Below are 26,784 nucleotides of genomic sequence, written 5' to 3'. Positions count from 1 at the left end.
TGGGGGCCGCTGCAGTGTCCACGCTGCGGCTCCCGGAGGTCGTGCCGATCTTCCCCTTGCCGGGGGTGTTGCTGCTGCCACGCACCCAGCTGCCCCTGCACATCTTCGAGCCGCGCTATCGGGCGATGATCCGGGATGCTCTCGATGGCGATTCCATGCTCGCGATGGTCCAGCCGACGGAAGATGCCGCGGCGGACCCGGCCAATCCGCCCGTCTATCCGATCGCCTGCCTCGGATCGATCACGGCGGCGCGGACATCGGATGATGGGCGCTACTACATCAATGTGTCAGGCATCATCCGCTTCCGCATCGTCCGAGAGCTGCCGCTGAAAGACGGGTATCGACGCGCTGTCGCGGACTTCACGCCGTTCGCGGCCGATCTCAACGAAGATCAGGTCGCCATCGACCGCGACCGGCTGATCGCAGCCCTGACGACCTACCTCTCAGCCAACGGTCTCGGCGCCGACTGGAGTTCCGTCTCCGCGCTACGGCCCGAGCCGCTGGTGAACACGCTCGCAATGGCGTGCCCGTTCAATCCCAGCGAGAAGCAGGCGATCCTGGAGAGTGCCGATCTTCCGGAACGGGCCCATGTCCTGACGACCCTGCTCGAGATGGCCTCCCTCCACGCCGGCGGCGACGGTGCCGCCCGCCACTGAGGACACACGTCGATGAGCGATACACCCCAGCCGGCCGACGTCGACCCCCGTCTGCTGGAACTGCTCGTCTGCCCGCTGACGAAGGGCCCCTTGCGCTACGATCGCACGGCGCAGGAACTCGTCAGTGAACGCGCCCGACTGGCCTACCCGATCCGGGACGGCATTCCGATCATGCTGATCGACGAAGCGCGCCACCTCGACGATCCGACGCACGAGGCAACCGGTTGAGCGAGGCTCCGGAGAGCTGGCCCGTCGAGATCCGCCTGAAACGCGCGGAGAAGCGACTGGAAATCGACTACGACGACGGGCGGACGTTCAGCTATCCGGCCGAACTTCTGCGGGTGGAGAGTCCCTCGGCAGAAGTGATGGGACATGCGCCGGGGCAGAAGCGGATCGTCTCGGGGCGTCGCCACGTTGGCATCATCGAACTCGTGCCGGAGGGCAATTATGCCATCCGTATCGTCTTCGACGACCTGCACGATACCGGCATCTACACGTGGCGCTATCTCCGTGAACTCGGCGAGGCGCAGGACGAAACTTGGGCGACATACCTGCGTGCGCTCGAGCAAGAAGGGTTGAGCCGCGACCCATGACGAGCCACGCCGATCTCGTTTACTTTGCAATCGAGCGCATCTAGAACCGGCGCTCGCGATCGGAGCGGAGGCGCACAATGAACCTCGCCGAATTGGAACGCATCGCCCGCAGCCTCGTTGCGCCGGGGAAAGGCATCCTCGCCGCCGACGAGAGTTCGGGAACCATCAAGCGCCGATTCGACGGGATCGGCGTCGCGAGCAACGAGCAGAACCGTCGGGACTATCGCGAGCTGCTGCTCGCCGCACCCGGCGCCGAAGCACACATATCCGGCGTCATCCTGTTCGACGAAACGCTTCGCCAGAGCGCGTCGGACGGACGGCCATTCGTCGATGTCCTGAACGCCTCGGGCATCATCCCGGGCATCAAGGTGGACAAGGGAGCGAAGCCCCTGCCCTTCGCGCCCGAAGAGACGATCACCGAAGGACTGGACGACCTGCGCGAACGATGCGCGGAGTACCGGACGATCGGTGCGCGCTTCACGAAATGGCGCGCGGTGATCAAGATCGACGACCGTCTCCCGACGACCGACTGCATCAACACGAATGCCCATGCGCTGGCGCGCTACGCCGCCATCGCCCAGGAACAGGGGCTGGTCCCGATCGTCGAGCCGGAAGTGCTGATGGACGGCGGGCACGATATCGAGCGTTGCCGGATCGTCACGGAGGCCGTGCTCGTCCGCGTCTTCTACGAGTTGCACCGTCAGCGCGTCGCCCCCGAAGGGATGCTGCTAAAGCCCAACATGGTCATCGACGGTAACGACTGCCTCAACAGGTCCTCCGCCGAGGATGTCGCCGCCGCAACGGTGCGGACGCTGCGTCGATGCGTGCCGTCGGCAGTACCGGGCATCGTCTTCCTCTCCGGCGGCCAGTCCGAGGAAGAGGCTACCGCCAATCTCGCGGCGATGGCGACGATGGGCCCCCACCCCTGGCGGCTCAGCTTCTCCTACGGCCGGGCATTGCAGCAGTCGGCCCTGGCGACCTGGGCCGGGCGGCGGGAGAATGTTGCGGCGGCGCGGCGCACTTACCTGCACCGCGCCCGCATGAACGGTCTCGCGAGCGAAGGCCGCTGGCGGCCGCAAGTCGAGAAGGAGGACGTCGCCTGACCCCGGAAGACGATTCACCGACCTGTCGCCTGTATCTGCTGACGCCGGGCTCCCTGGTCACTGGCGGCCTTGACCTGGACGATTTCCTCGCGCATCTCGACGCCGCCCTCGGGGCGGGCGACGTCGCGGCCCTGCAACTACGCCTGAAGGACGTACCCGACCACACGATCCGCGCCGCGGTCCGCGCGATCATGCCGCGCGTCCAGGATGCCGGTGCCGCCTTCATCCTCAACGATCGGCCGGACCTCGCCGCCGAACTCGGCTGCGACGGCGTTCATGTCGGACAGGAAGACGCCCCCTACGAGGAGGCGCGAAGGCACGTTGGCCCCGATGCCATCGTCGGCGTCACGTGCAAGGATTCGCGCCATCTGGCGATGGAAGCCGCCGAGGCCGGCGCCGACTACGTCGCTTTCGGTGCGTTCTTTCCATCCACCACGAAGGCGGTGACGCGACGGACCGATCCGGACCTCCTGTCGTGGTGGAACGAGGTCGCGACGGTACCCTCCGTGGCGATCGGCGGCATCACGGCCGACAACTGCGGTCCCCTCGTGCAGGCGGGGACCGACTTCCTCTGCATCGCGTCCGGCGTCTGGGACCACAGGGGCGGCGCTGCCGCAGGGGTCCGTGCGGTCAACGACGCCATCGCACGCGCGTTGGAAGCGAGAGACGGCACATGAGCGAACAGGATCCCGCGGACATCCGCCACTGGCACGCGCACATCTATTACGACGGATCGACCAGGCCGCAGGCGGCCGACCTGCGCGACCGGTTGGGCGCGCTCTTTCCGGTGACCGTGGGTCGCATGCACGACGTACTGGTCGGCCCGCATCCCCAAGCCATGTTCCAGGTTGCATTCGCGCCCGAGGCGCTGGCGTCGATCCTCCCCTGGCTGGCGCTCAATCGGAACGGGCTGACCGTCCTGATCCACCCGGAATCCACGGATGCCGTCGCCGATCATCGCGATCACGCGCTCTGGATGGGCGCGATCCTGCCGCTCAAGCTTTCGGTCCTGTCGAAGTCGGAGTGACCCAATGACATATTTTCCGCCCGGCCCGTCGCAGTGGGCGCAGGCCGAACCGAGCGATGCCGGCTTCGATCCGGCCGCCCTGCGTGCCGCCGTCGACCATGCCGTCGGCAACGAGACCAAGTGGCCGGAGGACCTCCACGATGCCACGGCGCGGGGTGTGTTCGAGCCGCCGCCTTGGAACGAGCCGCTCGGCCCTTTCAAGAACCGCGGACACGTCAACGGCCTGATCGCCAAAGGCGGCAAGATCGTAGCGGAATGGGGCACGACCGACCGCGTCGATATGACCTTCAGCATCACCAAGAGCTATGTTTCGACCTGCGCCGGCCTCGCCTATGACGACGGCCTGCTCCCCGACCTCGACGAGCCGGTCCGCGAGCGCGTACCTGACCCCGCCTTCGATACGGCGCACAATGCCGCGATCACCTGGCGCCACCTCCTGCAGCAGACCAGCGAGTGGGAGGGCGAGCTCTGGGGCAAGCCCGACATGGTCGACCGCAACCGCGACCTGACCACGGAGGGTGCCAATCCGAACAAGGGCCAAGCCCGCCCACTGGAGGCGCCGGGCAGCCACTGGGAATACAACGACGTTCGCGTCAATCTTGCGAGCTACGCCATCATGCGGCTCGTGGGCCGTCCGCTGCCCGAACTGCTGAAAGAACGGATCATGGATCCGATCGGCGCCTCGGGCAGCTGGGAATGGAACGGTTACCGCAACTCCTGGGTGGAGCTGAACGGCCGGCGGATGCAGTCGGTGTCCGGTGGTGGCCACTGGGGCGGCGGCCTGTTCATCTCCAGCCGCGACCATGCCCGCTTCGGCCTTCTGATGCTCAATCGGGGACGGTGGAACGGCAAGCAGTTGCTGTCCGAAAGCTGGATCGAGCAGGCTGTGACGCCGTGCGACATCTGTCCGGAATACGGCTTCATGTGGTGGCTGAACACCCCCGGACAGCGCTTTCACGCCGGGACCGAACGCAGCTTCTTCGGCAGCGGTGCGGGCGGCAACGTCCTCTGGGTCTGCCCGGAGTACGACCTCGTCGCGGTCTGCCGCTGGCTGGACAAGCCGGCAGTGAACCCGTGGATCGAGATGGTCCGCAAGGCCGTGGTCTAACCCCCGCGACCGTCCCGGTCGCGCAGCGCATATCCGGGCCACTTCTGCCTTATTTTTGCGCATTGCCTCCGGGCGTGCCATGCTCCACTGCGCCGCGCCACCAATGGCGCGGCGCTTGCACTGCCGCGCTCTGGAGCATGTGCGCATGGGAGGCGCGATAAAATGAGGGTAATTTCCAAACTGCTGGGTGCGACGCTCGCACTGGCGGCGCTCGCCGGTCCTGCCGCTGCCGCGACCGAATGGGTCATGGCGACGGGCTATCCGGACAGCAACTTCTTCACGAAGAACATCAAGATGTTCATCGACGACGTTGAGAAGAAGTCCCGCGGCGACCTGAAGATCACGCTGCATTCCAACGACACGCTGATCAAGCACGACAACATCAAGCGCGCCGTTCAGGCCGGTCAAATCCAGATCGGCGAGGTGCGCCTCGGCGTCTACGGCAACGAAGACCCGATGTACATCCTGTCTGGCGTCCCCTTCGTTGCCTCCACCTACGACGAAGCCTGGACGCTCAAGAACGAGCAGAAACCCTATTTCGACAAGCTGTTCTCGAAGAACGGCATGCGCGTTCTCTACTACGGCCCCTGGCCGGGTCAGGGCTTCTATACGAAAACGCCGGTCGCGACGGTCGACGACTTCAAGGGCAAGAAGCTCCGCATCTACTCGACCGCCACGCAGAAGATGGGTGAGATGCTGGGCTTCCAGGCCACCATTCTGCCCTTCGCCGAGGTGCCGCAGGCCTTCTCGACCGGCCTGATCGAGGCCCTGTTCACCAGCCCGCAGACCGGCATCGACGTGCAGGCGTGGGACAACACCAAGTACTTCACCATGGCAGGCGCGATCTACTCGAAGAACGCCGTCATCGTGAACGAGCGTGCGTGGCGACAGCTGCCGGCGCCGGTACAGGAAGCCGTCGGCGCCGCCGCCACGGCCGCCGAGAAGCGCGCCTGGGAGATGAGCGCGGCCACCACCGACGAGCAGATGAAGATCCTCGCCGGCAACGGTATGACCGTGCAGAACGCCCCGGCCCCGATCATCGCGAAGATGAAGGAAATCGGGAAGGTCATGGTCGAGGACTGGAAGAAGACCGCCAGTCCGGAAGCCATCGCCGTGCTCGACGCGTACTACGCGAAGCAGAAGTAGTCCCGTTGCCGCCGGCCGCCGATGTGCGGCCGGCGTTCCGGAGGGCGCATGATCCGCCGCTTCCTCGACACACTCTATCTCGCCTCCGGCGTGCTCGCCGGCGTCTTCCTCGCCGGGATCGCGGTCACCATCATCCTGCAGATCGCGGGACGGTTCGCCGGCCTGACGATCGATTCGACCGAGAGCGCCGGGTTCTGCATGGCCGCCTCGTCGTTCCTAGGGCTTGCCTATGCCCTGAAGTCCGGCGAGCACATCAGGGTCAACCTGCTGATCCGCTACCTGTCGCCCGGGCCCCGGCGTCTGATCGAACTCTGGTGCTGCGCGTTCGGTGCGGTCGGGATGGCGATCTTCGCCTGGTGGGCCTTCGACCTCGTCTGGCAGTCCTACACGTTCGGCGACCTCAGTCCGGGACTTCTCGCGATGCCGTTCTGGATTCCGCAGCTCGGCATGGCGATCGGAGCGTCCCTGATGGTCGTCGCGTTCGTCGACGAGTTCGTCTGCATCCTGGCCGGCCTCATTCCCGCCTATGAGCGCAACGATCCGACCGCCGCCGCGATGGCGGCCGCCGAAGCCGACGGCGCACAGATGCGCCTCGCCGCAGAGTAGAAGAGCATGGATCAGACGATCATCGGCATCGTCCTCGCCGTGGGGATGTTCGGCTTCCTGGCAAGCGGCATCTGGGTCGCGCTGTCGCTGCTCGGGGTCGGCTTCATCGCACTGGCAGCCTTCACGCCGGCACCGGCCGGTTCCCTGCTGGCGAGCACGGTGTGGGATTCGAGTTGGAGTTGGGCGCTGACGGCGCTGCCGCTCTTCATCTGGATGGGCGAGATCCTGTTCAGGACCCGGCTCTCCGAGGACATGTTCAAGGGCTTGGCGCCCTGGCTCGCCTGGTTGCCGGGCCGCCTCCTCCACGTGAACATCGTCGGCTGCGGCGTCATGGCCGCCGTCGCGGGCTCGTCCGCGGTGACCTGCGCGACAGTCGGTCGGATGAGCATCCCGGAGTTGCGCAAGCGCGGCTACGACGAACGGATGGCGATAGGAACCCTCGCAGGATCCGGCACCCTGGGCCTCCTGATCCCGCCGTCGATCATGCTGATCGTCTACGGGATCGTCGCACAGCAGTCGATCTCGCGACTCTTCATCGCCGGCATCCTGCCCGGCCTGCTGCTCATCAGCCTGTTCATGGGCTTCGTGATCGTGTGGTCGATCCTGCGACCGGACCGGACCCCGCCGAACGACATGCGCATGAGCTTCGGCGAGAAGGTCTGGGCCTCGCGCCGACTCATTCCGGTGGTCTGCCTGATCGTCGCGATCATCGGCTCGATATACGGCGGCTTCGCCACGCCGACCGAGGCCGCCACCGTAGGCGTGCTCGGCGCGCTCACGCTGGCGGCCGTGACGCGGACCCTCAACTGGGAGAGCTTTTCCGCCAGCGTCCTAGGTGCGGTACGCACCAGCTGCATGATCACCTTCATCCTCGCGGGAGCGGCGTTCCTGTCGATGGCGATGGGCTTCACGGGACTGCCGCGGGCGCTGGCGAACTGGGTCGACACCCTCGCCCTCTCCCCGACGATGCTGCTCGTCGCGCTCACGCTGGTCTATATCGTTCTCGGATGCTTCCTCGACGGCGTGTCCATGATCGTGCTGACGTCGTCGATCGTGCTGCCGATGATCATCCAGGCGGGGATCGACCCCCTCTGGTTCGGCATCTACGTTGTCATCGTCGTCGAGATGGCGCAGATTACGCCGCCGGTTGGCTTCAACCTGTTCGTTCTGCAGGGGATGACCGGTCGCGACATCCTGCAGGTGACGGCGGCTTCGATGCCGTTCTTCTTCCTGATGATCCTGGGCATCGCCATCATCACGGCCTTCCCGCAGATCGTCACCTTCCTGCCCGGCGTGATGGTGGGCAATTGAGGTTGCCGCGGCAAACGCCCTCGTTGCCGGGGCCACCGCACTGCCGTTAGATGACGCACGGCTAGGCCGTCCCAGGAACTCGCATGGATTGCGGATCATGATGCAGCAGATCGTCTTCGACATCCCCGGTCATGGTCCTGCCACGCTGGACGTGAAACGCGTCCTCGCTGCCGGGTATACGGGCCGCGACCGCCATCTGGTCGACGAACACATTCGGGAGCTGGAGGCGATCGGCATCGCCCCACCCAAGAACGTGCCGATGCTCTTCCCCCTCGCGCCGACACTGGTCACCACCGCCGACGAGATTGCCCCCTTCGGCTACGACAGCACGCCGGAGATCGAGTTCGTGCTCTTCCGCACGCTCGGGTTCGACTATGTCACCGTCGGCAGCGACCACACCGATCGCAAGGTCGAGGCGCAGTCGATCGTCATCTCGAAGAACCTCTGTCCCAAGCCCATCGCGAAGACCGCATGGCCACTGACGGCGGTGCTGCCGCATTGGGACAAACTCATCCTGAAGGCAACCTGCGGCGACGACATCCTGCAGGAAGGCCCGCTCTCGATGATCATGAGCCCGCAGGCGCTGCAGGACTTTGTCGCCGAGCACGACGGCGACGAAGCGGAGGGGCGGATGATCTTCAGCGGCACCGTGCCGACGAAGCGCCAGCCGCCGCGCGACGGCGGCACGATCGAGATTTCCCTCTCCGATCCGGTCCTGAACCGGCGGCTGATGCACCGCTATACCGTCTCCCCGATGCGGGAGATCTTCCCGGAGTAGAACCGACATGCCTGGAAAGCTCGACGGACGTCCCGCAATCGTTACCGGCGCGGGCGCCGGAATCGGCCGCGCCACCGCGATCGCGCTCGCCCGCGAGGGAGCCGCCGTGCTGTGCGCCGACGTGGACGAGGCGACGGCGGCGTCCGTCGCTTCCGAGATCGCGGCGGAGGGCGGCAGGTCGGAGGCCTGCCGCTGCGACGTGTCCGACAGCGGATCCGCCAAGGCCGCGGTCGAAGCTGCTGTGGCCGCGTTCGGCGGCGTGCAGATCCTGGTCAGCGGGGCAGCTGTCTTCACCGAGAATGGCTCGGTCGACGCCATCGACGAAGGCGAGTGGCACAAGGCGATCGCGGTGAATCTGACCGGGTCGTTCCTGATGTCCCGGCATGCCGTACCCCACATTCGCAAGGCCGGACGCGGCAGCATCATCCTGATAGCCTCGCAGATGGCGCGCGTCGCCAACGCGGGACAGGCGGCCTACTGCACGACGAAGGGCGGACTGCTGCAACTGGCGAAAGCCATGTCTCTGGACCATGCTTCCGAAGGGATAAGGGTGAACACGCTGTCGCCGGGCGGGATCGCCACGCAGCGCATGACGCGCCGCTTCGGCGACATGGAGACCGCACAGCGCATCTGGGGCGCCAAGCATCCGGTCGGCCGGTTGGGGGAACCGGAGGAGATCGCCGCGGCGGCCGTCTTCCTCGCCAGCGACGACGCCTCGTTCATGACCGGGGCGGATCTGCTGGTCGACGGAGGTTATACGGCATGGTGACGGCGTGAGTTCGCAGGTCGTCGTCCGTTATCCCTGGGAGGCGCCACCCGATCCGGCAACGCCGACCGAAGTGGCACCGGGGATCTGGTGGCTGCGGCTGCCCCTGCCCTTCGTGCTCGACCATGTGAACGTCTTCGTTATGGAAGACGGCGACGGCTGGACCCTGATCGACTGTGGCCTGAACAAGGATTCCGTGCGCGACATCTGGGAGCGCGTGGCAGGCACATTGTTCGGCGGCCGGCCGGTGCGGCGCGTGATCGTCACGCACTTCCACCCGGACCATATGGGCCTCTGCCGTTGGCTGATCGACCGGTTCGGCGGCGACCTCTGGATGAGCGAAACGGAATGGCTCTGGTCGCAGTTTGCGTACGAGTCCCACGAGCGCAACATGGAGGCGATGCTGGCCTTCTGGCGCACGCACGGCATGGCGACGGAAACGATCGACGCGATGCGGGGTCGCGGCAACTTCTATGCGCAGAACGTCGCCCGGCCGCCGATCGTCTACCGTCGGATCGCGGAGGGCGATGCGATCGAAATCGGCGGACGGGTCTGGCACGCCATCGTCGGACGCGGACATGCGCCGGAACACATCTGTCTCGCGTGTTCCGACGATGGCCTGCTACTCGGCGGCGATCAGGTGCTGCCGCGAATTACGACGAACATCTCCGTGCATTACCAGGAGCCGCTGGCAGACCCGCTGCGCCTCTTCATGGAATCGACGCACAAGTTCGGCCATCTCGCGCCCGACACGTTGACGCTGTGCGCCCACGACCGCCCTTTCTTCGGCCTGCATCAGCGGTTGGTGCAGTTGCGGGAGCACCACGAGGAACGCCTGGAGGCTACATGGGAGGCCTGCGCCACGCCGAAACACGCCATCGACATGCTGCCTGTGCTGTTCCGCCGTAAACTCGACCTGCATCAACAGTCGTTCGCAATCGGTGAGGCTCTCGCCCACCTGCACTATCTCTTCCACCAGGGACGCCTGGAACGCGTCACCGGAGACGACGGCGTCCACCGCTTCATCCGCGCCGACTGACACAAGACGGGCGCCGATCAGCTCGACGCCCGCCGTGCGACTCGCTGGATGTGGTCAGCGCTGCTGCTGAAGCATGGCCACGATCCGCGACTTGAGCTGCGGATCCCTCTCCGCCGCCTTTGAGATCGTGTTGAACTGCTCGACCGTCATTCCCTTGTCCCGGACTGCGCCCACCATCTCGTCGGTGGCCTTCTGCCGGACTTCCTCGACCTCCTCCGAAGATTCCGACGAAGCAGCCTTCGCCTGCCACTTCTCGCTGATCGTCTGCACCTCGGTCGCGGCGTCGATGAAGGTGCGAAGCTGCTGGTCGGTCACCGTCACTGATGCGGCGCCGGCATCGGGCTGGGCGGTCGTCGCTCCACCGGGGGCCATGTTCTGAGGGGCGCCCTGCGCCTGAGCCGCAGCCGGCCCGGCAAGGCCGAGCATGAATGCTGCCGCTGCGGCTAGGCCGAGGGGCGCACGAGACGAAACACGCATAACCATCTCCTTGCTGTGTGCTGAAGCACGTCCATCGGACGCTCGGCGCCGCCATTGGTTCCGCGGTTCCGCGGGAAACCTTTGAATCGCCACATAAAGGGCGGGAGAGAGGCGGCGCGGAGGCCCGCGACGAAGTGGCGGTCGGCGGGCTCCAGGTGATCTCTTGTGTGGCGCAACGGCCACACCACATCTCTCCATGACGAACGGGTTCTTGCAGGCCATGCCCATCAGGGGTGGCCGGCACCGATGAACGCCGAAGGAGTGACGCGATGGACTTGGAAAAGTACACGGAGCGCGCACGGGGCTTCCTGCAGGCTGCACAGCAGCTTGCTCTCGGCCGCGGGCATCAGCGCTTCACCCCCGACCATGTGCTCAAGGCTCTGCTCGACGACGATCAGGGGCTGTCCGCCAACCTGATTCGAACTGCCGGGGGCGACCCGGCTCTGGCGAAGCAGACGGTGGAAGCCGAGCTGGCGAAACTGCCGCGCGTCGAAGGCAGCGGCGCCGGACAGCTCTACATGGCGCCGGAGACCGCGCGCCTGTTCGAGCAGGCACAGGAGGTCGCGAAGAAGGCGGGTGACAGCTTCGTCACGGTTGAGCGGCTGCTCCAGGCCATCAGCCTGTCGTCGGGTACGACGGCGGCGAAGGCACTCTCCCAGGCAGGCGTGACGCCGCAGAAGCTGAACGTTGCCATCGACGAACTCCGCAAGGGCCGCACCGCCGACAGTGCCTCGGCCGAGCAGAGCTACGACGCGCTGAAGAAGTACGCGCGCGACCTCACCGAGGCTGCGCGCGATGGTAAGCTTGACCCGGTCATCGGCCGCGACGAGGAGATCCGCCGCTGCATGCAGGTCCTCTCCCGCCGGACCAAGAACAACCCGGTGCTGATCGGCGAGCCCGGTGTCGGCAAGACCGCCATCGCCGAGGGTCTCGCCCTGCGCATCGTCAACGGCGACGTGCCGGAAACGCTCAAGAACAAGCGCCTGCTGGCTCTAGACCTCGGCTCTCTCGTGGCCGGCGCCAAGTATCGCGGCGAGTTTGAGGAGCGGCTGAAGGCCGTCCTGGAGGAGATCGAGAGCGCTGCCGGCGAGATCATCGTTTTCATCGATGAGTTGCATACGCTGGTCGGTGCCGGCAAGGCGGAAGGCGCGATGGACGCCTCCAACATGCTGAAGCCCAAGCTGGCGCGCGGTGAATTGCACTGCATCGGCGCCACGACGCTCGACGAGTATCGCAAGTATATCGAGAAGGATGCGGCACTGGCGCGGCGCTTCCAGCCGGTGTTCGTCGACGAGCCGTCGGTGGAGGAGACCATCTCCATCCTGCGCGGCCTGAAGGAGAAGTACGAGTTGCACCACAAGGTGCGGATCGCCGACAGCGCGATCGTTGCCGCAGCCACTCTCTCCAACCGCTACATCACCGACCGTTTCCTGCCCGACAAGGCCATCGACCTCGTCGACGAGGCGGCGAGCCGGTTGCGCATGCAGGTCGACTCGAAGCCGGAGGAGATCGACGAACTCGACCGGCGCGTCATCCAGCTGAAGATCGAACGCGAGGCGTTGAAGAAGGAGCCCGACCAGGCATCGCGAGATCGACTCGCCACCCTAGAGGGCGAGTTGGCCGATCTCGAGCAGAAGTCGGCCGAACTGACCGCACGCTGGCAGGCGGAGAAGGACAAGCTCTCCTCGGCGAACGACGTCAAGGAACAGCTCGAACAGGCGCGCCTCGAGGTCGAGCAGGCGCAGCGCTCGGGGAACTGGGCGCGGGCCGGCGAGCTGACCTACGGCATCATCCCTGAGCTGGAGCGGAAACTCGCCTCGGCGGCAGATGCCGCCCAGAGCCATCTGCTGAAAGAGGACGTCACCGACGAGGAGATCGCATCGGTCGTCTCGCGCTGGACCGGCGTACCCGTCGACCGGATGCTGGAGGGCGAGCGCGACAAGCTGCTCCGCATGGAGGAGCAGATCGGCAGCCGCGTCGTCGGCCAGACTGAGGCGGTGAAGGCGGTGTCGGAGGCGGTCCGCCGGGCGCGCGCGGGACTGCAGGACCCGAACCGGCCGCTCGGCTCGTTCCTGTTCCTCGGCCCGACCGGCGTCGGCAAAACCGAGCTCACCAAGGCGCTCGCCGAGTTCCTGTTCGACGACGAGACCGCGATGACACGGGTCGACATGTCGGAGTTCATGGAGAAGCACTCCGTCGCCCGGCTGATCGGCGCGCCTCCCGGCTATGTCGGCTATGACGAGGGCGGCGCGCTGACCGAAGCGGTCCGCCGCAGGCCATACCAGGTCGTGCTGTTCGACGAGGTCGAGAAGGCGCATCCGGACGTGTTCAACGTCCTTCTGCAGGTTCTCGACGAGGGCCGGCTGACGGATGGCCAAGGCCGTACGATCGACTTCCGGAACACACTGATCGTGCTGACGTCGAACCTGGGCAGCGAGTATCTGGCGCACGCGCCGGAGGGCACGCCGGATGCCAAGCTCCGCGATCAGGTGATGGAGGTGGTACGGAGTCACTTCCGGCCGGAATTCCTGAACCGGCTGGACGAGATGCTCGTCTTCCACCGTCTGGGCCGCGACAACATGAAGGGCATCGTCGAAATCCAGCTGCGCCGGCTGCGGAAGCTGCTGGCGGACCGCAAGATCGCGCTGGAACTGGACGACGCGGCGCTGGCTTGGCTGGCGGAGGCCGGCTACGACCCGGTCTACGGCGCCCGCCCGCTGAAGCGGGTGATCCAGCGCGAGTTGCAGAACCAGATGGCCACCCTCATCCTGCGCGGTGAGGTGAAGGACGGCGAAACCGTCCGGGTCACCGTCGGCGAAGGTGGCCTCGCTCTGGCCGGTGCCACCGCCGAAGCCGCTTAACGGGGAGTACCGCGCTGGCCTTCGCAGGCAGCGCGGCACTGGCTGAAGCAGGCCGCGCGCCGGGAGACCGGCACGCGGCCTGTTCCTTGCTTGGCCGGGGCTCCGGTGCTCTATCCAGGGACCGGCTGCCGTGGACAGCCGGAACCGGCACCGGCGGAGCTCAAACTGCATTGAACGGCATTCTATGGCTCGTCCTCGGGGCGATGCTCATCCAGCAGACATTCACGACCTGGGGAAAGGTGATCGTCTCGGTCATCGGGCCCGCGATCACCGCCGATCTGGGGGTGGCGCCGGAGCTGGTCGGCGTTTTCGTCGCAATCTCGGGGATCGCCGGGACCTTCGCGGCCGCCGGCTGCGGCTCCTGGATTCAGCGGCTCGGCGCCATGCGCATGAGCCAGATGGCCCTGCTGCTGACGGCGGCCGGCCTCTGCCTCGCCCTCACCGGATGGTTGCCGCTGATAGGCCTGGCGGCGGTGATCGTCGGCGTCGGCACCGTGATTTCGACCCCCGCCAGTTCGGAGATTCTGATTCGGTACGCGCCGGCGAAACGGGCGCCGCTCGTCTTCTCGATCAAGCAGGCTGGCGTTCCTGCCGGGACGATGCTGGCCGGGCTGGTCGGACCGTTCTGCGTGGCCCTGTTCGGCTGGCGTGCGGGGCTGATCGCGACCGCCGGCAGCATAATCCTGCTCGCTGCCTGCATGCTTCCGCTGGTCGCGCGCCTGAACCGCGACGGCGCTTCGGCGGGGACGTCCCGTCCCAGCATGCTGACCACCATGCGCGGCATCGTGCGCGACCCGGCGATGCGGGCGCTGGCGGGTGCACAGGCCGCCTATGTCGGTCTGCAGAGCACGTTCTTCACCTTCTTCGTGACGTTTCTGGTGGTTCAGCTCGACTACGACCTAGTTGTCGCGGGTCAGATCTTCGCCGCCTCGCAGGTCGTGGCGATCTTCTCGCGCATCTTCTGGGGATGGCTCGGAGGGGTGATCGGCGGGCCGCGCCGGCTTCTCGGTATCCTGGGCGTCGGGATGGCGGCTGTGTCCGCCCTGCTCGGCTTCGTCACGCCAGACTGGCCGCTCTGGGGCGTCGTGGCGGTGGCGCTCGCTTTGTCCGCCACAGCCGTCAGCTGGCAGGGCGTGACGCTGTCGGAGGTGGCCCGCGCTTCGGGACCCGGAATGGTCGGCGCGAACACCGGGGGGATCATCGCCTTCGGCAGTGCCGCGGGCATCGTCTACCCGCTGACGATGACTGCGGCGCTGAGCGTCAGCGGAAACTACGGCGTCTGCTTCTGGATCGCGGCGCTGCCACCGCTGTTCGCGGCGCTGCCGCTGTTCAGGCGGTCCTGACTGCCCCTTTTGCAGGCCGTGGCGTCCGGCTATTCGTGTCGGCCAGGATAAGGGAGGCGAGAGCGTGGGTTTGATGAGTGCGACGATCGGAGCCGACGATACGCCGGCGGACGTGCTGGCGCGCATCGAAGCGCAGGCGCTGAAGATCGAGACGCCGACGGGTGGCGGCCGGATGGTCTGGCGGCTCTGGGGCGAAGGCGAGCCTCTCGTGCTGCTGCATGGCAGCTTCGGCTCCTGGACCCATTGGGTGCGCAACGTCCAGGCACTCGCCGAACGGCATCTAGTGATCGCAGGCGACATTCCCGGCATGGGGGATTCGGATCAGCCGTCCCTCCCATTCACCATCGATAGCCTCGCCGACGAGGTATCCGCCGGGCTCGACATGGTCCTGCCGCCGACCGCGCGCTTTCACTTCGCCGGATTCTCGTTCGGCGGCATCGTCGGCGGCCATGTCTGTGTCCGGCAGGCGCAGCGTGTGCAGACCTATACGGCACTCGGCTCGAACGCCCTCGGCCTGCACATGGGCGAGCGGACCAACATGGCCAAGGCGTCGAGCAGGATGACCGAGGCGGAACTGCTGGAGGTACACCGGCACAATCTCGGCATCACCATGATCGCGGACCCCGCGAACATCGATGCGCTGGCGCTGCACATCCAGAACACGAACACGCGCCGAGCCCGGCTGCGCAGCGGCGAGATTCCGCGCGGCGACTCGCTGGCACGTCGACTGTCGGAGCTTCCCTGCCCCATTCAGGGGATATGGGGCAGCGCCGATCAGACCGCCGGGCGGCACGTCCCGGATCGGCGCGACCTCTTCCAGCGCATCCGGCCCGGTTGTCCGTTCCACATCGTCACCGGTGCAGGACACTGGGTTCAGTTCGAAGCGCCGGACACGGCGAACCGCCACATCCTCGGCTTCACCGCGGCTCACCCGATATGCGCCTGACGCGATGAACTCGCTCGTCATTCCGGCGCGCTTCTGCGGCCCGCCCGGCATGGGCAACGGCGGCTATGTCTGCGGCAGGCTGGCCGCTTATCTCGATGGCCCGGCGGAAGTGACGCTCAGGCGCCCGACGCCGCTGGACCGCCCGCTGAGCGTCGTGGATGCCCAAGACCGCGTCCTTCTGATGGACGGCGATTCGGTCCTGGCCGAGGCCCGGCCCGCCTCTCCTGCCGTCGAAGAAGCGCAGCGGGCGAGCCGCCACCAGGCCGTGACGGCGGCTGGCGTGCCATCGATCCCGAATGCCCGCCACCCGCTTCCGCAGTGCTTCGTCTGCGGTCCTGGCCGTGGCCCCGCGGACGGGATGCACATCAGGCCCGGTCGGCTTGGCATTGGCGGAGCGCCGGTGCTGGCCGCCCCCTGGACCCCTGCATCCGACCTTGCAGTCTCCGATGGGCTCGTGGCCCCGGAATTCGTGTGGGCCGCCCTCGACTGCCCCGGCGGCTACGCGGTCGTCGCCGACGACGATGCGGCCGCCGTCCTGCTTGGCAAGCTGACCGCGACCATCCTGAGGCGACCGGAAGCCGGCGAGCCGTGTGCCGTTACGGCATGGCCGAGCGGACGGGACGGTCGGAAGCTCTTCGCCGGATCCGCTGTCTTCGGCGCAAACGGTGCTCTGATCGCCCAGGCATGGGCGACATGGATCCTGGTGCCGCCCGAAGCCCTGCAGGCCTCGCCGTCCGCCACCTAACGGTCGGCGCGGATCTTTGAATCCACCACCCGGAGTTCCGCCAACAGACGCTCGTCAATCACGCCGGTGACGGGAAAGCCCGCGTCACGCTGGAAGGCGCGGACCGCCGCCTTGGTGCCGGGGCCGCTCAGCCCGTCGAGGGCCGACCTGTAGTAGCCGCGCACCGAAAGCTCCCGCTGCACGTCTAGCACAAGACCCCGCCCTCCCTCCGGCGGTGATGGCGCACGGTCGGCCCGCGGCGGCGGCGGAGCCGGTGCTTCGGTGCGCGTCGCGAAGTTGAGATGGTCCAGCAGTTCCTTCGTTGGAACGCCGTCGACGCGAAGCCTGGCCTTCCGCTGATAGGAGCGGATCGCCTGGCGGGTCTTGCCGCCATAGACGCCGTCCGCCGGCCCGGGGTCGAAGCCCTGCTGCTGGAGCTGTTCCTGGATCGCGCGCACCAAGGCCGCCTCCTGGCGTGGCGGCAGTTCGCGCGCGTCCTGAACCAGAACCACTCCGTACGGCGCGATCGGCGCCTGATGACGAACGGCGAAAGGCGCCGCCACCACCGGTCCGGCGAGGAGCAGCACCGCTGCTCCCGTCGCCAGCCCCCTGGCAGTCGCTGTCCGTGTCACGACACGATCTGCCAGGTACCGTCGGGATTGCGGCAAGCCGTGCCGACGCCCTGCTCGTATTTGCCGCCGACATAGATGCTCGACTGGTATTCGCGGCAATAGCGGCCGTCGTTAGTCCGACCCTCACGCGAGGGCGTAACGGTGCCATAGTTGCCGCTCTCCGGATTGCGCCAGTTGATCGTCTCGCCGATCGGTGCGGTCGTCGCCTGGTTGTACGCCTGCGTCGCATAGGCTTCGTCCGCCTTGTCCAGCGACCGGCCGACCTCGCTGCCGACCAGCGCGCCGATCAGGGTACCGGCGCCGACGGCCCAAAGACGCCCCGAGCCCTTGCCGACCGTCGATCCGAGCAGACCGCCGCCCAGCGCGCCCAGTACGGCGCCGCCCGTCTGCTTCTGCCCCATGCCGCCGACGCCACCGCGGCTGGTATCGCATCCCGCGACCGCCAGAGCCGCCACTACCGAGAGAATCGCAATGCTGCGCAACTTTGCCTCCAAGAACTGCAGAACGCCGGTTGCCTGCTGGCCGGCCACGGGCCGACAGCCGGGCAGAAGCCGAGCAACCGAGGCCAAGCTGATATAGTCAGCCTGAATGCATGCTGAACGGAAGAATCTGCCCGAATCATGGCAATTCGTCACAGTGCCGCATGAGTCGCCGTCATCGATCGGGACCATGTTCTCGCGGCGGCCGCCGGCGCGAGTCGTACGCATTCCGGAACAAGCCGGTGCGTTGCCGCGTTTGATGAACCGAACTCCATCATCCATCGGGAGGCAGCGCTTGCCGGAAGCGACATGTATCTACAATCTGTTCCCGCTTCTGGCTGGGCCGATCGAGCGCTGGGCGGACCATCTCCCGCGAATCAGGGAGATGAACTTCGACTGGGTGTACGTGAACCCGTTCCACTATCCGGGCTTCTCGGGCAGCCTCTACGCCATCAAGGATTTCGACGAACTCCACCCGATCGTGCGGGGCGGTTCCGCTCGCTCCACTGTGGATCTTGTGTCGGATTTTGCCACCTCGGCCGGCGCGAGCGGCCTGAAGGTGATGATGGACCTCGTGGTCAATCACACCTCCAAGGACGCCCTGCTCGTCAAGGCTCACCCTGAATGGTATCTGCGCGAAGACGACGGCAGTCTCCGCTCGCCGCGGGCGGTCGATCCGGTCGATCCGCGTAAATCGACCGTGTGGGGCGATCTGGCGGAGATCGACTACGGCAATGCCGACACGAGGAGCGCCCAGCTGGACCATTGGGCCGCGTATGCGATCCGCTACGCCGAAGCCGGCATCGGCGGCTTCAGGTGCGACGCCGCCTATCAGGTTCCCGCCGACTTCTGGCGTGCGCTGATCGAGCGGGTGCGCGGCGCGGTGCCCGGGACGCTGTTCGCAGCCGAGACGTTGGGCTGCACGACAGATCAGGCGCTGGCACTCGCGGATGCCGGCTTCGACATGCTGTTCAACAGCGCCAAGTGGTGGGATTTCTCTTCGCCTTGGCTGCTGGACCAGTACGATCAGTATCGCTACATCGCGCCGACCATCGCTTTTCCGGAAAGTCACGACACCGATCGCCTGGCGCATGAACTCCAGGGTATGGGGGTCGAGGAACTCGAGGCCGCATACCGGCTGCGCTATCGCTTCGCCGCCTGTTTCTCCAGCGCCGTCATGATGCCGATGGGGTTCGAATACGGGTTCGTCAAGCGCCTTCACGTGGTGGAGTCCCGGCCGGCCGACTGGGAATGGGAAACAGCGAAGCCTCGGCTCGACCTTACCGGCTTCATAGCGGCGACCAACGCGATGAAGCGCGATATCCCGGCGCTGACCACCGAGGGTTTGCAGCTGAGAGTGAGCGCTCCGCACGCCCCGGTGCTCGCTCTGGCGCGGTTCGATGCTCCGGACGCGCGCATCGCCACGAACGCGACCCTGCTCCTGCTGAACGCCGATCCGGGACGCGAGCACGGCATCGAGATCGGGCCGCTTATCACCGCGACAGGCGGCCGTTTCGGCGCGTTCGTCGAAGCTGAGCCGGACTTTATCGGCGACATCGTTCCGCCAGGATCCACGGTGACGCTGCGGCCGCTCCAGGCACGCCTCTTCCATGCACAGGCCAGTACGGCCGCCTCCGGCGGAAAGGTGGACGATGCCGAAGCGGCGAAAGCACTTCTCGCGCTCGCCGCCGATCGCATCGCCATCGAGAAGGTAACGCCGGAACTCGACGGTGGCCGCTTCCCTGTAAAGCGGGTCGTGGGCGATACGCTGGTGGTCGAGGCGGACATCTTCGGCGACGGTCACGACAAGATCGCCGCCAGCGTCCGCTATCGCGTCGCCGGTTCGGATGATTGGTCCGAGGCGCCGATGACGCATGTCGACAACGATCGGTGGCGCGGCGCGATTCCGCTCACCTGCAACGGCCGCTACGAGTATGTGGTGCAGGCATGGCGCGATCTCTTCGCCTCTTGGCGGGACGAGGTCAGCAAGAAGCACGGCGCCGGCCAGAACATCTCGCTGGAGCTCACCGAGGGCCAAGGACTGGTCGATAGTGCCGTCAAGGCTTCCGGCGGCAACGGTGCCTTCGATCTGCCGCTCGACCTCCTGAAGCGCGCCGGCACCGATGAGGGTCGCCTCCTTTCGGCACTGATGTCCGATGAACTCGCCGCAGCCATGACCGCCGCCGGCCCCCGGACGAACCTGTCGCGCCATCCGGTGACGCACGGCGTCATCGTCGACCGCACGGCAGCCCGCTTCTCGGCGTGGTACGAAATGTTTCCGCGCTCACAGAGCGACGACGCCAACCGGCACGGCACGTTCGACGACGTCATCCGCAAACTTCCCTATGTCCGAGACATGGGCTTCGACGTCCTCTACTTCACACCCATCCATCCGATCGGCCGCAAGAACCGTAAGGGCCGCAACAACAGCCTGAAGGCGGGACCGAGCGATCCCGGCAGCCCTTACGCCATCGGCTCCGAGGAGGGCGGGCACGACGCCCTCCATCCCGAACTGGGGACGATGGAGGACTTCCACCGGCTGATTGCCGCCGCGCATGCACACGGGCTGGAGATCGCGATGGACTTCGCGATCCAGTGCGCGCCCGACCATCCCTGGCTCAAGGAACACCCGGAATGGTTCGACTGGCGGCCGGATGGGTCCATCAAGTTCGCCGAGAATCCGCCGAAGAAGTACGAGGACATCGTCAATGTCCACTTCTACCGCGGCGCACTGCCGTCGATCTGGTACGCGCTACGCGACGTGGTGCTGTTCTGGGCCGAGCAGGGCGTGCGGATATTCCGCGTGGACAACCCGCACACGAAGCCGCTGCCGTTCTGGGAGTGGATGATCGCCGACGTGCAGGCACGGTTCCCGGACACGATATTCTTGGCCGAAGCGTTCACTCGGCCGAAGATGATGAAGCGACTGGCGAAGCTCGGCTACACCCAGTCCTACACCTACTTCACGTGGCGCAACACGAAGTCGGAGATCATCGAGTATCTCACCGAGCTCACGCAGACCGAGGCGCGCGAGTATTACCGGCCGAACTTCTTCGCCAATACCCCGGACATCAACCCACCCTACTTGCAGACCGGCCGGCCGGCGGCCTTCAAGGTGCGCGGGCTGCTCGCGGCGACGCTCTCGGGCGTCTACGGGCTCTATAACGGCTTCGAACTTTGCGAGGGGCGTCCTGTCCCGGGCAAGGAGGAGTATCTCGACTCCGAGAAATACGAGATCAGGGCGTGGGACTATGATCGGCCGGGCAACATTCGGGGCTTCATCACGCGCCTGAACCATATCCGGCGCGAGAACCCGGCGCTGCACGACCACGTGAACGTCCGGTTCTACAACGCCTGGAACGACAACATTCTCGTCTACGGCAAGTCCACGCCGGCGATGGACAACTTCCTACTCTTTGCCGTCAACCTCGACCAGGAGCATCCCCAGGGCGCCAGCTTCGAGGTGCCTCTCTGGGAGTTCAACCTGCCCGACAACGGCCGGGTGGAAGTCGAGGATCTTCTCACCGGCCACCGTTTCACCTGGGATGGCAAGGTACAGCAGGTCTGGCTCGATCCCGCCGTCAATCCGTGCGCCGTCTGGCGTATCAGGCCGCCGGGGCTCTAAGCGAACATGGAACTTCCGAAGATGAAAGCGACACCGGCGATGCTCGATCGCAGCGACCCACTATGGTTCAAGGACGCCATTATCTACCAGCTGCACGTCAAGGCGTTCTTCGACGGGACGAACGACGGCATCGGCGATATCTCGGGGCTGATCCAGAAGCTGGACTATGTGCGCGACCTGGGCGTGACGGCGATCTGGCTGCTGCCCTTCTACCCGTCCCCGCTACGCGACGACGGTTACGACATCGCCGACTATCGCGACGTCAACCCGCGCTACGGCACGATGCGGGACCTGCGGCGCCTGATCCGCGAAGCCCACGTACGCGGCCTGCGAGTCATCACCGAACTGGTGGTGAACCACACGTCGGACCAGCATCCGTGGTTCCAGCGAGCGCGTAATGCGGCGCCCGGATCCAATCACCGCAACTTCTACGTCTGGAGCGACACGGATCAGAAGTACCCCGAGACGCGCATTATTTTCCTGGACACGGAGTCGTCCAACTGGACGTGGGATCCGGTGGCCAAGGCCTACTATTGGCACCGCTTCTATTCGCACCAGCCCGACCTGAACTTCGACAATCCGGCCGTGCTTCGCGCGATCATCAACGTGATGCACTTCTGGTTCGACATGGGCGTCGACGGCATGCGCCTCGACGCCGTGCCCTACCTCGTCGAGCGCGAGGGAACGAACAATGAGAATCTGCGCGAGACGCACGCGATCCTGAAGACCTTCCGAGCCGAGCTTGACGCCAAGCATCCGGATCGGATGTTGCTCGCCGAAGCGAACCAGTGGCCCGAGGACACGCAGGAGTACTTCGGCCAGGGAGACGAATGCCACATGGCGTTCCATTTCCCGCTGATGCCGCGCATGTACATGGCGATCGCGCAGGAAGACCGGCATCCGGTCACCGACATCATGCGCCAGACGCCCGAGATTCCCGAGAACTGCCAGTGGGCGATCTTTCTCCGCAACCATGACGAGCTGACGCTCGAAATGGTCACGGACGAAGAGCGCGACTATCTCTGGAACTTCTATGCTGTGGACCGGCGAGCCCGCATCAACCTGGGAATCCGTCGCCGGCTGGCACCGCTGCTGGAAAACGACCGCGCCAAGATCGAGCTGATGAACAGCCTGCTGCTGTCCATGCCGGGCACGCCGATCATCTATTACGGCGACGAGATCGGCATGGGCGACAACATCTTCCTTGGCGATCGGGACGGCGTCCGCACGCCTATGCAGTGGTCCCCGGACCGGAACGGCGGCTTTTCGCGCGCGGACCCGGCGAGCCTCTACCTCCCCGCGATCATGGACCCGATCTACGGCTTCGGATCTGTCAACGTCGAGGCCCAGCAGCGCAGCCCTTCATCGCTGCTGAACTGGATGCGCCGCATGATCGCCGCGCGGCGCATGCACCAGGCCTTCGGCCGCGGCGCGCTCAACTTCCTCTATCCCGGCAACCGCAAGATTCTCGCCTACCTCCGGGAATATGAGGGCGAGGCGATCCTGTGCGTCGTCAACCTGTCGCGTGCCGCGCAAGCCGTCGAACTTGATCTCTCGCGCTTCAGGGGCCGCGTCCCGATCGAGTTGCTCGGCCGCTCGCACTTTCCGCCGGTCGGCGACCTGACCTACCTGCTGACGCTCGACGGATACGGCTTCTACTGGTTCCTTCTGGCGGATGAGGAGGTAGTGCCGCATTGGCACCAACCCGTGCCCGAACCGCTGCCCGAGTTCGTGACGCTCGTCATGCGCGATGGGATGCGGTCGATTGCCGAAGGCCGCGAGGCGGCGGCCCTGTTCCGCGACGTCTATCCCAACTATCTGCCGAAGCAGCGCTGGTTCGCGGCGAAGGAAGTCGGGATCGCGGGTGTCGAGCGCGCCAATGCGGCAGTGTTCGAAACCAAGCACGGCGATTATCTCCTGGTCGAGGCCGACGTCACGACCAAGAAGGGCGACAGGCAGCGCTATTTCGTCCCGCTTGCGTCGTCGCCCGACGAACAGGCCCTGTCCCCGTCATCGCCGCTGTTCCCCTATACAGTCGCCAAGGGACGACGCGGCCGTGTGACCGGGCCCATCTATGATGCGCTCGCCGATGACCGCTTCGCCCTTTCGCTGGTCGAAGCCATGCGCGAGGGTCGCGAGATACCCGCATCGTCTGGCGTCATTCGCTTCTCGGCAACGGATGCTCTCCGCGCGATGGATCTGCCCGCCGACGTTTCCACGCGGCGGATCGGTGCCGAGCAGAGCAACTCCTCCGTCATCATCGGCGAGAAGGGCGTCATCAAGGTCTACCGGCGACTGTCGCCCGGTATCCACCCGGAACTCGAGGTCAGCCGGTTCCTCACCGAGGTCGCAGGCTTCCAGAACACCCCCGCCTATCTCGGATCGATCGAGCACGTTCCCGATAACGGAGAGACATCCGCGCTCGGGATCATGCAGGGGTTCCTCTACAACCAGGGCGATGGCTGGACCTACACCGTCGACTATCTCGTGCGTTTCCTCGAGGAACGCTCTCTGCCGGGCGACGCGATGGAGAATCTGCCGATCGAGGAACTCCACGGTGTCTACCTCACCCAGGCGGCGACCCTCGGCCTGCGCACGGGGCAGCTTCACCGCGCACTGGCCATAGACACCGACGATCCCGCTTTCGCGCGGGAGCCGCTGACGCGAGACGATCTGCATCGCCTCCGCGACGCGATCAGGGACGAAGCCGGCGGCGTTTTCGACGCACTGGCAAGGGCCGGAGCCAACGCGGATGAGGCGGACAGGGTCCAGATCGAAGCTGTCACGGCGCGGCGCGAGGAGTGCTTGGCGCTCATCGACCGGCTCGTCCACGACCTTCCCGACTGTGCGAAGACCCGGGTGCACGGCGATTACCATCTGGGTCAGGTATTGGTCGTGAAGGACGACTTCCACATCCTCGACTTCGAGGGGGAGCCGGCACGCTCGCTGGAAGAACGTCGGGCGAAGGGTTCCCCGGCGAAGGACGTCGCGGGGATGCTTCGATCCTTCGACTACGCCGCATGGGCGGCGACGATGCGCCTCGGCGAACTGGAGAAGGAGTCCGCCGCACGTGCCCTGCCGGAAGCGGTGGCGTGGCGGAATGCGGCCTGTGCCGCATTCCTGGATGCCTACAAGGCGGAGATGGAAGGCGTTCCAAGCTGGCCAGCCGACGAAGAAGCGGCGCAGCGGCTCATGCACCTCTTCCTTCTGGAGAAGGCCCTCTACGAAATTCGGTACGAGGCAGCGAACCGGCCCGGGTGGCTCGGCATTCCCGTACGAGGGCTCGCCTCCGTCCTGGACGATGCCGCCGCAAGGAGCGGAAATGGATAAGACAGAAGCCGACATCGACGCGATCATCGCCGCCACGCATGGCGACCCCTTCAGCGTGCTCGGGATGCACGGCAGCGGGAAGAGTGTCGTAGTCCGGACCTTTCAGCCGTCGGCGGATCGCGTCTGGGTAACGGACAGAAAGAACGGCAAGGCCCTGGCCGAACTGCCGCGGGTCCGCGACGAGGGCTTCTTCGCTGGTCCGACCGGCCAGCGTGGCCGCTTCAGTCACGCCTTCCGCATCGAGAAGGGTGGGGTAACGGAGGACGTCGAAGATCCCTACCGCTTCCCGGCCCTGCTCGGCGACACGGACGTCTATCTGATCGCCGAAGGCAACCATCAGCATCTGCATGACCGGCTCGGCGCCCACCCCATGACGCTGGACGGCGCCGAGGGCACCGGCTTCGCCGTCTGGGCGCCGAGCGCCGAACGCGTCAGCGTCGTCGGGGCGTTTAACGGTTGGGACGGGCGCATGCACCCGATGCGTCGCCGCGTCGAATGTGGCGTCTGGGAACTGTTCGTCCCGGGGGTGGGGCGCGGCGAACCATACAAATTCGAGATCCGCGGTGCGGGAGGGCACATGCTGCCCTTGAAAGCGGACCCCCTCGCCTTCCTGATGGAGCAGTCGCCGGGAACTGCGTCGGTCACTCACGGGATGCCGAGGCACGAGTGGGCGGACGCGGAGTGGATGAGGCACCGGCAGGCACGGACCGGCACCGACGCGCCAATCTCTATCTACGAGTGCCATCTCGGTTCCTGGATGCGCTCGCCGGACGACGGGAATCGCTACCTCACCTATCGGGAACTCGCTGACCGGCTGATCCCCTACGTGAAGCACATGGGCTTCACGCACATCGAGGTTCTGCCGATCTCCGAGTACCCGTTCGACGGATCCTGGGGTTACCAGCCCGTCGGTCTTTACGCACCCACCAGCCGGTTCGGCACCCCCGAAGAGTTTGCCGCCTTCGTCGACCGATGCCATGCCGAGGACATCGGGCTGCTGCTGGACTGGGTCCCGGGTCACTTCCCGACGGACGCCCACGGGCTGGCCCGCTTCGACGGAACGCATCTCTACGAGCATTCCGACCCCCGCCAGGGATTTCACCAGGACTGGAACACCCTAATCTTCAATTACGGGCGCAACGAGGTGCGGAACTATCTGCATGCCAACGCGCTCTTCTGGCTCGACCGCTACCACCTCGACGGGCTTCGGGTCGATGCCGTGGCATCGATGCTCTACCTCGACTACAGCCGGTCGCACGACCAGTGGGTACCGAACCGGTATGGCGGACGGGAAAATCTGGAGGCGATCGACTTCCTCAAGCGGATGAATGAACTCGCCTACGGCTCCCACCCCGGTGCAATGACCGTTGCCGAGGAATCGACCGCCTGGCCCGGCGTGTCCCGCCCGACCTATCTCGGCGGGCTCGGTTTCGGCTTCAAATGGAACATGGGGTGGATGCACGACACGCTCCGCTACATGAGCAAGGAGCCCGTCTACCGGCGCTACCATCATCACGACATGACCTTCGGGCTGCTGTACGCCTTCAGCGAGAACTTCATGCTGCCCCTCAGTCACGACGAGGTCGTGCACGGTAAGGGGTCCCTGATCAACAAGATGCCGGGAGACGATTGGCAGAAGGCGGCCAATCTCCGTGCCTATTACGGCTTCATGTGGGGCCATCCAGGGAAGAAGCTGCTGTTCATGGGCGGCGAATTCGGGCAGGAGCGCGAGTGGAACCACAATGCCAGCCTGGACTGGCACCTGCTCGACGACCCGCGCCACAAGGGTATCCAGTCGCTGGTGCGCGACCTCAATCTCACCTACTGCGCCACGCCGGCGATGCACAAACTGGACTGCAGCCCGGACGGCTTCGAGTGGATCGAGGCGAACGACAGCGACAACAGCGTGATCGCCTTCATCCGGCGGGGCGAAGACCCTGAAGCGACGGTGGTCGTGGTCTCCAACTTCACGCCGGTTCCCCGGCATGGCTTTCGCATCGGCGTGTCGCAGCCAGGTTGGTATCGCGAGGCGATCAACACCGATTTCGGCGGATATGCCGGCAGCGGCGTCGGCAACGGCGATGGCGTGATGGCGGAGTCCGTACCGGCTCATGGACGGCCGTTTTCGCTCAATCTGACGCTCCCGCCACTCGCCACGCTCTGGCTTGAGCGTCAGCCGGGATAACCTGTCCTCGACCAGCCTCCCGGAGGGGAGGGCTGCCGCATGCCGCGGC

The 26,784-nt window shown here is 66.0% G+C and carries 23 protein-coding genes; 20 read left to right on the top strand and 3 right to left on the bottom strand.

Annotated features, from left to right (window positions below):
• Window positions 1-14 precede the first annotated feature (14 nt).
• From ABIE65_RS12475 to ABIE65_RS12415, 13 genes are all read left to right on the top strand, one after another.
• Complete coding sequence (locus ABIE65_RS12475; RefSeq protein ID WP_354078051.1) at window positions 15-656, top strand: LON peptidase substrate-binding domain-containing protein; 642 nt, start codon at window positions 15-17, stop codon at window positions 654-656.
• Window positions 657-668: 12 nt separating this feature from the next.
• On the top strand, window positions 669-884 hold the full coding sequence (locus tag ABIE65_RS12470; protein WP_354078050.1) for a Trm112 family protein: 216 nt from the start codon (window positions 669-671) through the stop codon (window positions 882-884).
• Window positions 881-1,249, top strand: a complete 369-nt coding sequence (locus tag ABIE65_RS12465; RefSeq protein WP_354078049.1) for a gamma-butyrobetaine hydroxylase family protein — start codon at window positions 881-883, stop codon at window positions 1,247-1,249. Before ABIE65_RS12470 ends, ABIE65_RS12465 begins: the two co-directional genes overlap by 4 nt.
• Window positions 1,250-1,326: 77 nt before the next feature.
• Entirely contained in the window at window positions 1,327-2,352 is a 1,026-nt protein-coding gene (locus ABIE65_RS12460; protein WP_354078048.1) for a class I fructose-bisphosphate aldolase, read from the top strand.
• A complete protein-coding gene (gene thiE, locus ABIE65_RS12455) occupies window positions 2,316-3,029 on the top strand; it encodes a thiamine phosphate synthase (RefSeq protein WP_502918533.1) in 714 nt (237 codons plus the stop codon). Before ABIE65_RS12460 ends, thiE begins: the two co-directional genes overlap by 37 nt.
• A complete protein-coding gene (locus ABIE65_RS12450) occupies window positions 3,026-3,379 on the top strand; it encodes a DOPA 4,5-dioxygenase family protein (protein WP_354078047.1) in 354 nt (117 codons plus the stop codon). Before thiE ends, ABIE65_RS12450 begins: the two co-directional genes overlap by 4 nt.
• Window positions 3,380-3,383: 4 nt before the next feature.
• Complete coding sequence (locus ABIE65_RS12445) at window positions 3,384-4,487, top strand: serine hydrolase domain-containing protein (protein WP_354078046.1); 1,104 nt, start codon at window positions 3,384-3,386, stop codon at window positions 4,485-4,487.
• A gap of 162 nt (window positions 4,488-4,649) precedes the next feature.
• Complete coding sequence (locus tag ABIE65_RS12440) at window positions 4,650-5,633, top strand: TRAP transporter substrate-binding protein (RefSeq protein ID WP_354078045.1); 984 nt, start codon at window positions 4,650-4,652, stop codon at window positions 5,631-5,633.
• Window positions 5,634-5,681: 48 nt separating this feature from the next.
• On the top strand, window positions 5,682-6,239 hold the full coding sequence (locus ABIE65_RS12435; protein ID WP_354078043.1) for a TRAP transporter small permease: 558 nt from the start codon (window positions 5,682-5,684) through the stop codon (window positions 6,237-6,239).
• Window positions 6,240-6,245: 6 nt separating this feature from the next.
• Window positions 6,246-7,550 (top strand): TRAP transporter large permease, encoded by a 1,305-nt coding sequence (locus ABIE65_RS12430; RefSeq protein WP_354078042.1) that lies wholly within the window; start codon window positions 6,246-6,248, stop codon window positions 7,548-7,550.
• Window positions 7,551-7,647: 97 nt separating this feature from the next.
• Window positions 7,648-8,328, top strand: coding sequence for a DUF2848 family protein (locus tag ABIE65_RS12425; RefSeq protein WP_354078041.1), 681 nt, complete (start codon window positions 7,648-7,650; stop codon window positions 8,326-8,328).
• Window positions 8,329-8,335: 7 nt separating this feature from the next.
• Window positions 8,336-9,097, top strand: a complete 762-nt coding sequence (locus ABIE65_RS12420) for an SDR family NAD(P)-dependent oxidoreductase (RefSeq protein WP_354078039.1) — start codon at window positions 8,336-8,338, stop codon at window positions 9,095-9,097.
• Between the two features lie 4 nt (window positions 9,098-9,101).
• Complete coding sequence (locus ABIE65_RS12415; protein ID WP_354078038.1) at window positions 9,102-10,133, top strand: MBL fold metallo-hydrolase; 1,032 nt, start codon at window positions 9,102-9,104, stop codon at window positions 10,131-10,133.
• Between the two features lie 54 nt (window positions 10,134-10,187).
• On the opposite strand, the gene ABIE65_RS12410 is transcribed toward ABIE65_RS12415, so the two are convergent.
• A complete protein-coding gene (locus ABIE65_RS12410; RefSeq protein ID WP_354078037.1) occupies window positions 10,188-10,610 on the bottom strand; it encodes a DUF4168 domain-containing protein in 423 nt (140 codons plus the stop codon).
• A 269-nt stretch (window positions 10,611-10,879) separates the two neighbouring features.
• On the opposite strand from ABIE65_RS12410, the gene clpB reads away from it, so the two are divergent.
• The 4 genes from clpB to ABIE65_RS12390 all read left to right on the top strand — a co-directional run bounded on the left by clpB (window position 10,880) and on the right by ABIE65_RS12390 (window position 16,505).
• Window positions 10,880-13,471 (top strand): ATP-dependent chaperone ClpB, encoded by a 2,592-nt coding sequence (gene clpB / locus ABIE65_RS12405; RefSeq protein ID WP_354078036.1) that lies wholly within the window; start codon window positions 10,880-10,882, stop codon window positions 13,469-13,471.
• Between the two features lie 170 nt (window positions 13,472-13,641).
• Window positions 13,642-14,814: an MFS transporter gene (locus ABIE65_RS12400; RefSeq protein ID WP_354078034.1), complete on the top strand. Its 1,173-nt coding sequence runs from the start codon at window positions 13,642-13,644 to the stop codon at window positions 14,812-14,814.
• A 73-nt stretch (window positions 14,815-14,887) separates the two neighbouring features.
• The gene (locus ABIE65_RS12395) at window positions 14,888-15,760 is read left to right on the top strand and encodes an alpha/beta fold hydrolase (RefSeq protein ID WP_354078033.1); all 873 of its coding nucleotides are present in this window, start codon (window positions 14,888-14,890) and stop codon (window positions 15,758-15,760) included.
• A gap of 4 nt (window positions 15,761-15,764) precedes the next feature.
• Window positions 15,765-16,505, top strand: coding sequence for a hypothetical protein (locus ABIE65_RS12390; RefSeq protein WP_354078032.1), 741 nt, complete (start codon window positions 15,765-15,767; stop codon window positions 16,503-16,505).
• Here the strand turns inward: ABIE65_RS12390 and ABIE65_RS12385 are convergent.
• Complete coding sequence (locus ABIE65_RS12385) at window positions 16,502-17,071, bottom strand: peptidoglycan-binding domain-containing protein (RefSeq protein WP_354078031.1); 570 nt, start codon at window positions 17,069-17,071, stop codon at window positions 16,502-16,504. The two genes, ABIE65_RS12390 and ABIE65_RS12385, sit on opposite strands and share 4 nt — an antisense overlap.
• Window positions 17,072-17,112: 41 nt before the next feature.
• Window positions 17,113-17,598 (bottom strand): RT0821/Lpp0805 family surface protein, encoded by a 486-nt coding sequence (locus ABIE65_RS12380; protein WP_354078030.1) that lies wholly within the window; start codon window positions 17,596-17,598, stop codon window positions 17,113-17,115.
• Window positions 17,599-17,890: 292 nt separating this feature from the next.
• Here ABIE65_RS12380 and ABIE65_RS12375 point away from each other — a divergent pair, with 292 nt between their 5' ends.
• From ABIE65_RS12375 to glgB, 3 genes are read left to right on the top strand one after another with little or no spacing between them, the layout of a single operon-like run.
• On the top strand, window positions 17,891-21,220 hold the full coding sequence (locus tag ABIE65_RS12375; protein ID WP_354078029.1) for a maltotransferase domain-containing protein: 3,330 nt from the start codon (window positions 17,891-17,893) through the stop codon (window positions 21,218-21,220).
• Between the two features lie 21 nt (window positions 21,221-21,241).
• Window positions 21,242-24,550: a maltose alpha-D-glucosyltransferase gene (gene treS / locus ABIE65_RS12370; protein WP_354078027.1), complete on the top strand. Its 3,309-nt coding sequence runs from the start codon at window positions 21,242-21,244 to the stop codon at window positions 24,548-24,550.
• Window positions 24,543-26,735 (top strand): 1,4-alpha-glucan branching protein GlgB, encoded by a 2,193-nt coding sequence (gene glgB, locus ABIE65_RS12365; protein ID WP_354078026.1) that lies wholly within the window; start codon window positions 24,543-24,545, stop codon window positions 26,733-26,735. Before treS ends, glgB begins: the two co-directional genes overlap by 8 nt.
• Window positions 26,736-26,784 lie beyond the last annotated feature (49 nt).

The organism is Constrictibacter sp. MBR-5 (assembly GCF_040549485.1).
GTDB lineage: Bacteria > Pseudomonadota > Alphaproteobacteria > JAJUGE01 > JAJUGE01 > Constrictibacter.
The sequence above is the reverse complement of the archived record's forward strand: the minus strand, read 5'-3'. Positions and strand labels throughout refer to the sequence as shown.